The sequence below is a fragment of the Serinibacter arcticus genome (genome assembly GCF_003121705.1).
Classification (GTDB): domain Bacteria; phylum Actinomycetota; class Actinomycetes; order Actinomycetales; family Beutenbergiaceae; genus Litorihabitans.
This window is the reverse complement of the sequence record NZ_PYHR01000002.1, coordinates 998,799-1,012,331: the sequence shown is the minus strand read 5'-3', so window position 1 is coordinate 1,012,331 and position 13,533 is coordinate 998,799. Positions and strand designations below refer to the sequence as shown.

The 13,533-nt window shown below is 73.2% G+C and carries 11 protein-coding genes; 6 read left to right on the top strand and 5 right to left on the bottom strand.

The window, feature by feature from the left end:
* Positions 1-15 precede the first annotated feature (15 nt).
* The gene (locus C8046_RS04620) at positions 16-1,365 is read right to left on the bottom strand and encodes a CapA family protein (protein WP_109228446.1); all 1,350 of its coding nucleotides are present in this window, start codon (positions 1,363-1,365) and stop codon (positions 16-18) included.
* A gap of 32 nt (positions 1,366-1,397) precedes the next feature.
* On the opposite strand from C8046_RS04620, the gene pgsA reads away from it, so the two are divergent.
* The 3 genes from pgsA to C8046_RS04605 all read left to right on the top strand — a co-directional run bounded on the left by pgsA (position 1,398) and on the right by C8046_RS04605 (position 3,057).
* Positions 1,398-1,994, top strand: a complete 597-nt coding sequence (gene pgsA, locus C8046_RS04615) for a CDP-diacylglycerol--glycerol-3-phosphate 3-phosphatidyltransferase (protein WP_235866108.1) — start codon at positions 1,398-1,400, stop codon at positions 1,992-1,994.
* A gap of 27 nt (positions 1,995-2,021) precedes the next feature.
* On the top strand, positions 2,022-2,558 hold the full coding sequence (locus tag C8046_RS04610; protein ID WP_109228444.1) for a CinA family protein: 537 nt from the start codon (positions 2,022-2,024) through the stop codon (positions 2,556-2,558).
* A gap of 193 nt (positions 2,559-2,751) precedes the next feature.
* On the top strand, positions 2,752-3,057 hold the full coding sequence (locus C8046_RS04605; RefSeq protein WP_109228443.1) for a helix-turn-helix domain-containing protein: 306 nt from the start codon (positions 2,752-2,754) through the stop codon (positions 3,055-3,057).
* A 117-nt stretch (positions 3,058-3,174) separates the two neighbouring features.
* On the opposite strand, the gene C8046_RS04600 is transcribed toward C8046_RS04605, so the two are convergent.
* Together C8046_RS04600 and C8046_RS18615 are read right to left on the bottom strand one after the other, a co-directional pair.
* A complete protein-coding gene (locus C8046_RS04600) occupies positions 3,175-4,068 on the bottom strand; it encodes a DNA-formamidopyrimidine glycosylase family protein (RefSeq protein ID WP_109228442.1) in 894 nt (297 codons plus the stop codon).
* On the bottom strand, positions 4,061-9,310 hold the full coding sequence (locus C8046_RS18615; RefSeq protein WP_199224389.1) for a DEAD/DEAH box helicase: 5,250 nt from the start codon (positions 9,308-9,310) through the stop codon (positions 4,061-4,063). The genes C8046_RS04600 and C8046_RS18615 overlap by 8 nt, the downstream gene beginning before the upstream one ends.
* A gap of 120 nt (positions 9,311-9,430) precedes the next feature.
* Between C8046_RS18615 and C8046_RS04585 the strand changes: the two genes are divergently transcribed.
* The 3 genes from C8046_RS04585 (at position 9,431) to C8046_RS04575 (ending at position 11,815) form a co-directional block, all read left to right on the top strand.
* On the top strand, positions 9,431-9,673 hold the full coding sequence (locus C8046_RS04585) for a DUF3046 domain-containing protein (RefSeq protein WP_109228441.1): 243 nt from the start codon (positions 9,431-9,433) through the stop codon (positions 9,671-9,673).
* A 321-nt stretch (positions 9,674-9,994) separates the two neighbouring features.
* Complete coding sequence (gene recA, locus C8046_RS04580; protein WP_109228440.1) at positions 9,995-11,083, top strand: recombinase RecA; 1,089 nt, start codon at positions 9,995-9,997, stop codon at positions 11,081-11,083.
* Between the two features lie 180 nt (positions 11,084-11,263).
* A complete protein-coding gene (locus tag C8046_RS04575; RefSeq protein ID WP_419183574.1) occupies positions 11,264-11,815 on the top strand; it encodes a regulatory protein RecX in 552 nt (183 codons plus the stop codon).
* A gap of 129 nt (positions 11,816-11,944) precedes the next feature.
* Here C8046_RS04575 and C8046_RS04570 read toward each other — a convergent pair whose 3' ends face one another.
* Both C8046_RS04570 and C8046_RS04565 read right to left on the bottom strand, forming a co-directional pair.
* On the bottom strand, positions 11,945-12,823 hold the full coding sequence (locus tag C8046_RS04570; RefSeq protein WP_109228438.1) for an amino acid ABC transporter permease: 879 nt from the start codon (positions 12,821-12,823) through the stop codon (positions 11,945-11,947).
* Complete coding sequence (locus C8046_RS04565; RefSeq protein WP_109228437.1) at positions 12,820-13,506, bottom strand: amino acid ABC transporter permease; 687 nt, start codon at positions 13,504-13,506, stop codon at positions 12,820-12,822. Before C8046_RS04565 ends, C8046_RS04570 begins: the two co-directional genes overlap by 4 nt.
* Positions 13,507-13,533 lie beyond the last annotated feature (27 nt).

Below are 13,533 nucleotides of genomic sequence, written 5' to 3'. Positions count from 1 at the left end.
GTCAGCGCAGACTCGTCAGCGCGGGCGGGGGACGACGACGGGCGCCGCACCGGTCGGCACCGGTGGCTCCGTCCGCTCGGGCACCTGGGTGCCGATCACGTCGAGCACCTGCTGCTGCCGACGCTCGAGCTCGGTCCGCGACAGCGTCAGCAACGGTGCGTCGACGCGCTCGGTCAGCAGGTCGGGCATCGCGTAGATGCGCTGGGCGCCGAGGCGGTCGCCCGGGACGGCCGTCCACTCGAGGCCGGTCACGCGGGCCGGTCCCTCGGGGGGCCTCTCCACGGTCGCCCACATGAGCGTCCCCGTCCCGGTCTGGGACCGGCAGCAGTTCTCGTCCTGGTTGGAGATGAAGTTGCCCATCGAGTAGGCGACCCACATCCCCGAGCCCCCGGGGCCCCCGGGGAGCATCTCCATCGGCTGCGGCACGTGCGAGTGGTTGCCGATCAGGAGGTCGATCTGGCCGCCGGCGGCCAGGTCCTGGGCGATCTCGACCTGACGGGGGACGGGCGTGTCGGTGTACTCCTCGCAGCAGTGCACGGAGGCGAGCACGAGGTCGGCACCCGACTCCCGGGCCGCCGCGGCCTGTGCGTTCAGCTGGTCGACGTCGATCAGCTGCACCGACCACGGGGCGTCGGACGGGATCGGGAGGCCGTTCGTGCCGTAGGTGGCGGACAGGTGGGCCACGGTGACGACCTGGCCCTCCCGCTCGAGCTGGTAGAGCTGCGGCTGGGCCGCCTCCGCCTCGGTGCGGGCGGTCCCCACGTGACCCATCCCGGCGGCGTCGAGCGCGTCGAGGGTCTGCTCGAGCCCCGCCCGACCCATGTCGACCGAGTGGTTGGACGCGGTCGAGCAGCCGTCCCAGCCCCCGTCGGCGAGGTCGGCGACGATCGCGGGCGGAGCGCCGAAGACGGGGTAGCCGACGGGGTCGGTCCCCGTGGGGGCGACGGGCACCTCGAGATGGCACAGGGCGAGGTCGGCCGCCTGCACCCACGGGGTCACCGGCTCCCAGAGCGGGCTGAAGTCCCAGCCGCCGTCACCGGTCTCCGCGTTGCGCTGGACCGTGGTGTGAGGCAGGACGTCGCCCGCCGCGAGGATCGTGAAGGTCGCCGGGAGCGACGGCGGGTCGGTGGTCGGCTCCGGCGCGGGGGAGGTCTCCGACGGCTCGGGCTCCTCCGGCGACGGTGGCGGTGTGCTCGGTTCCGTGCTCGCCGTCGGGGCGGGCGGGGTGGAGAACGTGCCCGTGGCGGCGGCCGCCCCCAGCACGCCGAGAACCGCGAAGGCCAGCACCGTGACGATGCCGGCGGTGAACCTCCCGGGGCGCCGGGGCTCCGAGGAGCGAGGGTCACGGTTGGCACGCGATGTCATGGGTTCGTCTCTCCGACCTCTAGTGTGGTGACGTGGCGGGAATCGAGAGCACGGCGTCGTCCTGGCGGACGGGGATGTGGAATCTTCCCAACTCCCTGACCATCGGTCGACTCGTTCTCGTCCCGGTCTTCGTGGTCCTGCTGGCGCAGGGAACCACCGCCGCCCGCTGGTGGGCGCTCGTCGTGTTCGTGCTGGCCTCCGTCACCGACCAGCTGGACGGCCACCTGGCTCGCAGCCGCAACCTCGTCACCGCGTTCGGCACGCTGGCTGACCCGATCGCCGACAAGGCGCTCACCCTCGGGGCCTTCTTCACGCTGTCCGCCCTCGGAGAGGTCCCGTGGTGGGTCACCCTGCTGATCGCCGTCCGCGAGATCGGGATCACCGTCCTGCGCGCCCTGCTGGTCCGCCGTTCCATCATGCCAGCGTCGGTCGGCGGGAAGATCAAGACCGTTCTCCAGATGACCGCCATCACCCTCCTCGTCGTGCCGTGGTCCTCCTTCGCCGATCCCGACCCGTTCCGGGTGCTGGCGCTCGTCGTGCTCTATCTGGCGCTCGCCGTCACCGTCGCCACGGGCGTGGACTACGTCGTCCGCGGTTGGCGGATCGCGCGCGGGGCCCGTGCGTCGTGACCGACGCGGCCCGATGACGTCGGCCCGATGACTCCGGCCGTGCGTCTCGTCGCGACGCTGCGGCGGCAGGGGCGCGGCCTCGCCGTCGCCGAGTCCCTCACCGGAGGTGCGGTCAGCGCCGCCGTCGTGGACGTGCCCGGGGCCTCCTCCGTGCTGATCGGCTCCGTCACGGCCTACCGGGTGGACGTGAAGGTCGCGCTGCTGGGGGTGGCCCCCGACGTCGTCACGACCCACGGCGTCGTCTCCCGCGAGGTCGCCGCCGCGATGGCGACCGGGGTGGCCCGGCTGCTGGGGGCCGACGTCGCGATCGCGACGACCGGCGTCGCCGGTCCCGGGCCCAGCGACGGCGTCGCGGCCGGGACCGTCGTCGTCGCCGCGCTCGTCGACGGGAACGTGGTCACCCGCCGTGTGGTGCTGGGTGGAGGCAGGGCCGCCGTGCGGTCCGCCGCTCGCGATCTGGCGCTCGCGCTGGTGCTGTCGGCGCTCGAGCCGGGTGAGCGCGGCGCGGTCGGGGAGGTCGGGAACACGGAGGGCGCCCCACGCGTTGCACCCAGTGATGAATGAGATCAGGAACGTGCAGGATCTGCCGGCACCGCCGGCGCGGGCGGGCAACCGCCAGGTGTCCGGCAAGCGGACACCGTCACACGTCGGACGCACGCCCGTCACACACGCGGGGTACCGTAATCGACAGGCTGGTGCGGCACCCGGAGCCGCACAGCTGACCATCGTGGACGCAGGTGCGAAGGAGGGACGGGCCATGGTTCTGCTTCGACGTGAGCTGGGTGACGTGCTTCGTGACGTCCGTCTCGCCCAGAGCAAGACTCTTCGTGAGGTCTCCGCCGCGGCTCGTGTGTCGCTCGGCTACCTCTCCGAGATCGAACGCGGGCAGAAGGAGGCGTCCTCCGAGCTCCTGAGCTCCGTCTGCGACGCCCTCGACGTCCCGCTGTGGGCGCTCCTGCGCGAGGTGAGCGATCGCATCGCCCTCGCCGAGGGCGTGCGCATCCCCGACACGGTTCCGGCCGACCTCGAGGCGTCGGTCCGCCCGTTCGCCGCGGCGGTCTGACCGCTCCAGCACCCGTACCGCCGACAGGGCGGCAGCCGACCACGGCTGCCGCCCTGTCGCGTCCCCGGACCCGGGAGTGCGCGGCGGTGAGGTGCTTCTGCGGCGGCCCCGACCGGCTCAGCGCAGCTGGCAGCGCGGGCAGTAGTAGGCGATCCGGTCGTAGGGGGGCTCGCCCACCCGCCCGTCGCGGATCGGTGTCGTGCAGCGCACGCAGGGTTCACCCGAGCGCCCGTAGGTGACCATCGCGATCGAGCCCCGGGTGTTCGGACCGGTGGGGGCGTCGGCGGAGCCGAGCATGAGGCGGCGGGCGGTGGCGGACATCGCGGCCGGATCGGGCACGTCGGCCGCGGCACGCCACGGCGAGACCTTGTGCCGGAAGAGCGTCTCGGCCATGTAGATCGTCCCGAGCCCGGCCAGGACCCCCTGGTCGAGCAGCACGGCGCCGATCTCTCGCGCGCCCTGCGCGTGGATCGCCTCGCCGATCGCCGCCTCGACGTCGGCGTCGTAGGTGTCACCGAGCACGTCCGGTCCCAGCGGAGCGAGCAGGCGCGACTCGTCGTGCGTGCGCAGCAGGTGCATCATCCCCAGCTGGTGGCCCGTGCACGTCCACGACGCGGTCGCGAGCACGGCGCGGACGTCGGACCCGGCCGCGGCCGGGTCGTAGGTCCGCGGACCCCGTCCGTAGCGCCCCCGTTCGCGACGGTCGCGCGGCCGGCCACCCGCGGAGCGTCGCACACCGATGTCCCCGTGCCCCGCGCGGTCGTCCACCTCGGCGGGGGTGGCCGTCACGCGCCACGTGCCGTCCATCCTCAGGTGGGTGTGGAGCGTCCGGCCGTCGGAGAACCGGGTGAGCAGGTTCTTGCCGTAGGACACGGTGCCGAGGCTGCGCAGCCCCGTGAGGTCGTTCCCCGCCAGCGTGGGCCAGCGCAGCTCCGAGCGGACGAGCTCGCCCTCGGCCAGCGCGAGCGTGAGTCGTCGGGCGGTCCGCAGCACCACGTCACCCTCAGGCACGCTGCGGCCTTCCCACCGCACGGACGCCCGACCCGCGAGTGGCGGCCGCCGGTGCCCGGAGCTTCAGACCACGCGGTGTGGCGATGAAACCGGCCTCGCGCAGCGCGAGCGCCGCCGGTGCCTGGGACGTCAGCGAACCCTCGCCGTCGACCTTGCGGACGGTCAGACCGCTGTAGCGGTCCGGCGCCTGGTCCACGAGCGCGTGGGCCGCGAGCGCGAGGTCCTCGCCGTCGTCGGTCATCGCCAGCACGCTGCCGCCTCCGCGCTCGACGAACAGCACCAGGCGCCCGTCCACGAGCACGACGTCGGCCCCCGCGACGCGCCGGGGCCGGGCGCCCGTGCCGGTCGCGGCGGCGGGGTCGACGAGCGCGGGCGCGCGGGAGTCGGGGGGAGAGGCGTCCTCGTCCGTCCCGACGGCGTCATCCTCCGCCGTCGAGGACGGTCCCGACGGGGCAGGGAGGTCGGCGCCCCCGCCCCGGCCGAACCGGGGCCAGGGAACGAGCGAGCCATAGGGGTTGGCCGGGTCGGCCGCCGCCATCACGAGCGCTCCCGGACGCAGGCCCGCGTCGGCCCGCAACCGGTCGACGCACTCCGGCAGCGCGAACTGCGCCGCACCCTGACCCTCGACCAGGTACCCGCGACGGATGCGGCCGGAGTCCTCCAGACGGGAGAGCACGGGGTAGAGCGCACCGAAGCCACCGGGCACCCCCTCGGCCTGCGCGATGCCGCGGAGCACGACGCCGTGGCGCTCGAGGAGGCTCGCGGCCCTCGCGGTCATCCGGAGGGTCGGCTCGCTGCTGCGCTCGCCCACGAGGCTCCAGCGTCCCGCCATCGTCGGGGGCGTCGCGATCCGCAGCGGCACGCGGCTGCCGGCGCGGGCGCCGCTGACCGCGAGCATCGACTCCTTCATCAGGGACTGCCGGCTCATGCGGCGCGCGCGCGTCGCGGAGGTGCCGGACGTGCCGTTGCGCGGCGAGCGCGAGCCGCCTCCCGTCGTGGCGGTCCGCGCGCGCACGGGGGCGAACGTGTCGTTGGTGACGTGCCCGGCCCACACCGCCTCCCAGACGGCGTCCTCGACGTCCGAGGAGGACGGGGCGCTCGTCCCGGCCGCCGCGGCCGCCTCCGTCACGGCGGCGACGATGTCCCGGAAGAACAGTCCGCCCCGCTCGAGCGCGGCCACGACCGCGGCCGCTGTCGCGCTCGGCAGCGGTTCCGGCACGGGGGCGAGCAGAGGAACGGCATCGGCGGGGACGAGCACGACCTTGCCGGTGCCCGCGCCGACCCAGACGACCTCGCCCGCGCTCGTCAGCTCGTCGAGCAGACCGGGAGAGTACGACCGCACGCGCGACGGCAGGATGCTCGTCTCGACGTCGGCGACGTCGAGCTCGGCACCGGCCAGCTGGTCCACGGCCGAGAGCAGGCCGTCGAGCCCGTACAGCTGGCCCAGCTGGTGCCAGCGCGGCAGATAGATGCCGAGCACGTGCGCCGGGACGGCCTCGACGTCGGCGCGGGCGGCGGCGAGCGACCGACGCCGGATGCGGCGCAGCACCTCGGCGTCGCAGTACTCCCGCTCGCCGGTGAGGGCGACGGGCGCAGCGGTGTCCGGTTCGGGGCCCGCCGCGCCGTCAGGGCGTCCGGGGCCCTCCGACGCGGCGTTCCCGCCGGGCCGGGCCCCGGGCGGTCGGAGCCGGCCGGCGACGAACGCGCCCGAGGCCTCCAGGAGCCCCAGGGTCGGCGTCAGCGTGCCGGGCGCCAGGCCGAACCGGCGCGCCAGGTCGGACACGGTGAACGGCCCGTGCGTGCGGGCGTGGCGGCGGACGAGGTCGCTCAGCGGGTCAGGCACGGGCGCCAGCAGCGCCTCGGGCAGCCCGACCGGAAGCGCGGTGCCGAGGGCGTCGCGCAGGCGGCCCGCGTCCTCCACGACGGCCCACTGCTCCACGCCCGCGACCCTGACCCTCATGATGCGGCGCTGGTCGGCGAGATCGCGGAGCCACGTCTCGGCGCGCGCGGTGGCGCTCGCCGCGGCGGCCGCGTCCGCGGCGGTGGTGGCCGCACCGTCAGCAGGCGCAGCGCCACTGTCGGCGTCCTCCGCGGAGGTCTCGGCGTCGGCACCACCGGCGGCCACGTCGGGGTCGGGCATCGCGGCGTCGGCCACGTCGGCGTCGGGCAGGCAGCGGGCCGCGACGTCCGCCGTCGGGATCGGCCCGAGGCGGCGCACGATGTCGAGCACGGCCTCGGCGTCGCGAGCCCGCACCTGCTCGGTGCGCAGGCCGACCTCGGCCTCCACGCGCAGGACCGCCTCGGGATCGAGCAGGTCGGCGAGGTCTCCCGCGCCCTGCCCCAGGAGCTCGGTGAGCAGCTCCGGATCCAGGGCGAGCGCGGCGGCGCGACGCTCGGCGAGGGGGGCGTCGCCGTCGTACAGGAACTGCCCGACGTAGGCGAACATGAGGGAGCGCGCGAACGGCGACGGTGAGGACGTCGTCACCTCGTGGATCCGGACCTCGCGGCGTCCGATCCGCCGCATCAGCTCCTCCAGGGCGGACGTGTCGAAGTCGTCCTGCAGGCTCTCGCGCACGGCCTCGAGCACGACCGGGAAGTCGGGGTAGCGCGCCGCGACGGCGAGCAGCTGGCTCGCGCGCTGACGCTGCTGCCAGAGCGGCTGGCGGCCGTCGGGACGGCGCCGCGGGAGCAGCAGCGACCGTGCGGCCGCCTCGCGGAACCGGGCGGAGAAGTGCGCCGAACCGGCGAGCGCGTCGATGACGGCGCGCTGGATCTCCTCGGGCTCGAGCAGCAGGTCCGCGAGCCCGACCGTCGTGCTGCCGCCCGAGGCCGGGACCTCGTCGGGAGCGGGCAGGAGCCAGTCCTCGAGCGGGTCGTCGACGTCGGGCAGGCGCAGCACGATCCCGTCGTCGGAGTGCATCGCGGCCACGTCCATGCCGAGCTGCTCGCGCAGCCGTCCGACGAGCGCCAGCGCCCAGGGCGCGTGCACGCGTGCGCCGTAGGGGGAGTGGATGACCAGGCGCCAGTCGCCCAGCTCGTCGCGGAAGCGCTCCACGACGATCGAGGTGTCGCTCGGCAGCTGTCCGACCGCCTCGAGCTGCTCGCCGAGGTAGCCCACGAGGTTGTCGCGGGTCCAGTCGGAGACCCCCCAGGTGGTGACCGTCGCCCCGAGGTCGCCGGACTCCTGGGCCGAGCGCATCATCGCGCCGAGCGCCATGCCCAGCTCGGCGGGGCGGCCGGGCTGGTCGCCCTTCCAGAACGGCAGGCGTCCGGGAACTCCCGGCGCCGGTGTGACCAGGACCCGGTCGGGCGTGATGTCCTCGATGCGCCAGGTGCTCGATCCGAGCGTGAACGTGTCGCCCACGCGCGACTCGAAGACCATCTCCTCGTCGAGCTCACCGACGCGCCGACCGCCGCGTGCCGCGACGTCGTCGGCACCGGTGGCGAGGTAGACGCCGTAGAGGCCGCGATCGGGGATGGTGCCGCCCGAGGTGGCGGCCAGGCGGAGGGCACCCGGGCGGGCGCTGAGGGTGTTCTCGATGCGGTCCCACACGATGCGCGGCCGCAGCTGAGCGAAGTCCTCGCTCGGGTAGCGCCCGGCGAGCATGTCCAGGACGGCGTGCAGGCTGCCGTCGCCGAGCGTGGCGTAGGGGGCGGACCGGCGCAGCAGCTGCGTGAGGTCGGCGACGCTCCAGTCCTTGACCGCCAGCATCGCGACGATCTGCTGCGCCAGGACGTCGAGCGGGTTGCTGAGCCCGCGGACCTCCTCGATCCCGCCCGTGCGGGCCTGGACGGTCGCGGCGACGGCAGGCATCAGGTCTCCGCGGTGGATCGGCACGACGATTCCGTGCGAGACGGCGCCGACCTGGTGGCCGGCTCGACCGATGCGCTGCAGCGCGCTCGCGACCGACGGCGGTGAGCCGATCTGCACGACGACGTCGATCGATCCCATGTCGATCCCGAGCTCGAGCGAGGACGTCGCGACGACGGCGGGCAGTCGTCCGCTCTTGAGGTCGTCCTCGATCGCGGTCCTGGCCTCGCGGCTCATCGAGCCGTGGTGGGCCCGGGCGATCACTCCGGCGGTGGGCAGCGCGGTGCCCGACTGGCCCGGCATCTCGGCGGCCCAGGCAGATCCGGCGTCGGTGTCGGCGTCGGTGATGCGGGTGTCGCCGGCGTCGCGCTCGTCGGCGCCGACGTCGTCCTCGTCGAGCTCGAGATCGGCGTCCTCGTCGGGGGCGTGCCGCCGCTCCCACTCCTCGTTCAGACGGGCGGTGAGGCGTTCGGCGCCGCGGCGCGAGTTCGTGAACACCAGGGTGGTGCGGTGCTCGCTGATGACGTCGACCACGCGCCGCGTCACGGCCGGCCACACCGAGGCGGTCCGGCCCTGGGTCGGGAGGCCCGGCGCCGGGAGCGCCCCGGCTGCGGCGCCGGAGAGATCGGGGCCGCTCGCGGGGACGCCGTCGATCTCCTCCTCGAGATCGGTGAGGTCCGGCACCGGGACGTCGACGTCGATGAGCAGCTGCTTGGTCGACGGCGGCTGGACGAGCCGCACGGCGCGGCCGCCGTCCTCCGGGGTGCGCATCCCCGCCAGGAAGGTCGCGACGCCCGCGACGGGGCGGACGGTCGCGGACAGACCGATGCGCTGCGCCGGGGTGGCGAGCATGTCGTCGAGCCGTTCGAGGCTCACGGCGAGGTGGGCGCCGCGCTTGCTGCCGGCCAGCACGTGCACCTCGTCCAGGATGACGGTCGTGATGCCCGCCAGCCCTTCGCGCGCGGCCGAGGTGAGGACCAGGAACAGCGACTCCGGCGTCGTGATCAGGATGTCGGGCGGGCGGGTGGCGAGCCGGCGGCGCTCGTTGGCGGGGGTGTCACCGGTGCGGACGCCGACGCGCACGTCGGGCGGCTCCTGACCGAGGGTGCGGGTGGTCCGCGCGATGCCCACCAACGGCGAGCGGAGGTTGCGCTCGACGTCGGCGGCCAGGGCCTTGAGCGGGGAGATGTACAGGATGCGGCAGCGCTCCTGCGGCGGGGGCACCGGGGCGGTGAGCAGCTGGTCGACCGCCCACAGGAAGGCCGCGAGGGTCTTGCCGGACCCGGTGGGGGCGACCACGAGCGCGTGCTGACCGTCGGCGACGGCGTCCCACGCTCCGACCTGGGCCGCGGTGGGCGCCTCGAAGGACTCGGTGAACCACGTCGCCGTGGCGGCGCTGAAGCGCTCGAGTCCGCGCGGCGTGCTGCTCATGCCTCCATCATGCTGGCACCCACCGACATCGAGCTCTGCGGAGCTGGCGGGCGCCACGGGCCCGAGGGGTCTCGCGGATCGCGGCACGTCGATCTCCTCGGCCTGGCCTACCGTTGTCGGGTGCGGCACTCGGAGTTCTGGTCGGTGATGGAGCAGGTGTTCGGCGCGAGCTACGCGCGAAGCCTGGGCGGTGACCTCGTCATGTCCGCGCTCGACGGCCGGACGGCGGACCAGGCGCTCGAGGCCGGCGTGCCGCCGCGCGAGGTCTGGGAGGCTGTCTGCGACGCGACCGGCCAGGACGACGCCACCCGCTGGCTCCACCGCGAGGACGCGCGCTCGGCGCGACGCCGCCGTCGGGTCTGATCACCCCGGGGTCGACGGGCCCCGTGCGCCCACGATCGACGGGTGCGACGCCTCGCCGCGATCGACGGGCGCGTCCCGAGCAGGACGTCGAGCACCTCCGACACGCCGTGTCGGCGTGTCGCTCGCTTCGAACAGACGTACGACCTACATTTGTCCCCAGGTGACCGCAGCGCACCGGAATCCCCAGTGGCTCCGAGGTGCTGCGCGCGATGTCAGTGGCCAGGCATACCGTCACCCCAGAGCCACCCGGAGAGGGCGGCGCTGTGAAGGCCAGACCTGTCCGTAACGATCCCGCAGGCCGGGAGAACTCGAGGAAACACCATGGCTGTCCAGTCAGGAAAGACGCAGGGCAAGACGCAGGGCAAGCAGCCGGACAAGCTGAAGGCTCTCGAGGCGGCGCTCGGCCAGCTCGACCGTCAGTACGGCAACGGGTCCGTGATGCGCCTGGGCGACAGCGTGCGCCCGCCGATCGAGGTCATCCCGACCGGATCGGTCGCGCTCGACATCGCGCTCGGCATCGGGGGACTCCCGCGCGGTCGCATCATCGAGGTCTACGGCCCCGAGAGCTCGGGCAAGACGACCGTCGCGCTGCACGCGGTGGCCAGCGCCCAGCGGGCCGGCGGCATCGCCGCGTTCATCGACGCCGAGCACGCGCTCGACCCGGAGTACGCCAAGAAGCTCGGCGTCGACACCGACGTCCTCTACGTCTCCCAGCCCGACACGGGGGAGCAGGCGCTCGAGATCGCCGACTCGCTCATCCGCTCGGGTGCGCTCGACATCATCGTCATCGACTCCGTCGCTGCCCTGGTGCCGAAGGCCGAGATCGAGGGCGAGATGGGTGACAGCCACGTCGGTCTCCAGGCCCGCCTCATGTCCCAGGCGCTGCGGAAGCTCACCGGTGCCCTGTCGGCGTCCGGCACGACCGCGATCTTCATCAACCAGCTCCGCGAGAAGATCGGCGTGTTCTTCGGCTCGCCCGAGACGACGACCGGAGGCAAGGCGCTGAAGTTCTACGCGTCGGTCCGCCTGGACGTCCGCCGCATCGAGACCCTCAAGGAGGGCACCGAGGCGGTCGGCAACCGCACGCGCGTCAAGGTCGTCAAGAACAAGATGGCCCCGCCCTTCAAGCAGGCCGAGTTCGACATCCTCTACGGTCACGGCATCTCCCGCGAGGGTGGCCTCATCGACATGGGTGTGGAGGAGGGCTTCGTGCGCAAGTCCGGCGCCTGGTACACCTACGAGGGCGACCAGCTCGGCCAGGGCAAGGAGAACGCCCGCAAGTTCCTCATCGACAACCCCGACCTCGCGAACGAGATCGAGGTCAAGATCAAGGCCAAGCTCGGGATCGGGGCCCCCATCGAGGTCCCGGAGGACGCCTCCGAGCTCGACGAGGAGCCGGTCGACTTCTGAGTCATCTCCACCGACCTGATCGAAGGGACGCGTCGTGACCGACGACACCTCTCACGATCACGCCGCTCGACCGCAGCGCCGACGGCGTGGCGCCCCTCCGCCGAGGGGTCGCCCGCCGGCGGCGCTGCGGCGCATCCGGACGGTGACGGACGAGCGCGCGGCGTCGCGCTCGATGGCGAGATCGTCACCGGGCAGGCGGAGGACCACGAGAAGGTCGCCCGCCAGATCGCCCTGCGCCTGCTCACGTCCGCCCCGCGGTCGCGCGCCCAGCTCGCCGAGGCGATGGCGAAGAAGGACGTGCCGCCGGCCGTCGCCGAGACGGTGCTCGACCGTTTCACCGACGTCGGGCTGATCGACGACGCCGAGTACGCCGCGATCCTCGTGCGGACCCGGCACACGGAGCGGGGCCAGGCCCGCCGGGCCATCGCGCAGGAGCTGACCCGCAAGGGCATCGACGCCGAGACGGCGGCCGAGGCGCTCGACGTGATCGACCGCGAGTCCGAGGACGCGGCGGCCTACGACCTCGTCCGTCGTCGGGCACCGGCCAGCGTCGGACTGCCCCGCGAGAAGCGGGAGCGTCGGCTCGTCGAGATGCTCGCGCGCAAGGGGCACCATCCCTCCGCGGCGTTCCGCATCGTGCGGGAGGTCCTGGCCGAGCAGGGGGGCACCGCACCGCACGACGGCGCCGGCGAGCTCCGCGACGTCGGCGCCGACGAGCTCGACAGCCCCTGACTCCCGGCGTCGACGGGCAGGTCCCGACCTCGGGCAGACACCGAGCACGCGAGAGGGGCCGGTCCACCAGGACCGGCCCCTCTCGTCGTCAGCCCCGCGAGGCTCGTCAGCCCCGCGAGGCGGGGGTGCTCAGGCGGTGACCGGAGCGTCGTCCCCGACCTGCGCCGGCAGCGGAGTTCCGGGAGCGGTCCGTCCGGAGGTCCGCTTCGACAGGCGGCGGGCCGCGAGGTCGGCAACCTTCGAGAGCAGCCAGTTGATGAGGATGAACACGGCCGCACAGACGATCAGCGCCTGGAGCATGTTGCCGTTGCCAGCCCCGAACTGACGCGAGAGCTGGAGGAACTCGTTGAACGTGATGATCGCTCCGAGGGCGGAGTCCTTGAGGATCACGACGAACTGCGACACGAGCGAGGGCAGCATCGCGATGAGCGCCTGCGGCAGCTCGACCATGCGGAGCGACTGACCGTGGGTCATTCCGATCGCCGAGGCAGCCTCGCGCTGACCCTTGGGCAGACCGTGGACACCGGACCGGACGAGCTCGGCGATGACCGACCCGTTGTAGAGCGTCAGAGCGGCCACGACCGAGACGAGCGGCACCTGCTCCGAGGGAAGCACCTGCGAGAGTCCGAGTCCGAAGTACAGGGCGATCATCATGATCAGGACCGGCACGGCGCGGAAGAACTCGACCACGGCCCCGGCGATGACGCGCACCCAGGCGTAGGGCGCGAGTCGACCGAGACCGAAGAGGAGCCCGAAGACGACCGCCAGGATGATCGAGTAGAACGCGGCGACGAGGGTGTTCTGCAGGCCGGGCAGGAAGAAGTTCACCCAGGCGTTGGACGTGAACAGCGTCGTCCACCGCGCGGCGTCGAGCTGGCCCTCCTGGCCGAGCTTCCACACCACGAGACCCAGCACCCCGGCGATGAGGAGCCCGCCGACGATGTTGGCGATCAGGATGTTCCGCCGGGCCCTGGGCCCAGGGGCGTCGAACAGCACTGCCTGGCTCATCGCGCCACCGCCAGCTTCCGGGAGAGCGACGTGGCCACCACGCCGACGGGGACGACCAGGATCACGTAGCCGATCGCGAAGATCATGAAGATGAGGAAGACCATGTTCGAGTTGGTCTCGATCATGGCGCGCATCACCGAGGACGTCTCGACCGCGACGCTGGCGGCCGCGGCCACCGTCGTGTTCTTGATCAGGGCGATGAGCACGTTGCCGAGGGGGGCGATGGCGCCGCGGAACGCCTGCGGGAGGAGCACGAGACGGGCGGCCGGCAGGAACGGGAGGCCGATGGCACGAGCGGCCTCGGCCTGGCCCAGCGGCACGGTGTTGATGCCCGACCGCACGGCCTCGCACACGAACGCCGCGTGGTAGATCGCCAGCACCAGAGAGGCGTAGATGAAGAAGTTGGTGGGGAAGTCCTGCGAGAAGACGATCTTCAGCTGGCTCCACACACCGAGGGTCGCGAACAGCATCAGCACCGTCAGCGGCGTGTTGCGGAAGATCGTGACGTAGCTGCCGCCCAACCAGCGCAGCGAGGCGACGGGGGAGACCCGCATGAGGCCGAGCGCGGTGCCGATGACGGTGGCGCCGATCGCGGCCCAGAACGTCAGCTGGATGTTGACCCAGAACGCTGCGGGGATGTTGTAGCTGGAGAACAGGAACTGGACCTGCTCGAAGAGATTCATGGGGCCTCCGAGGCCGAGGGATCAGAC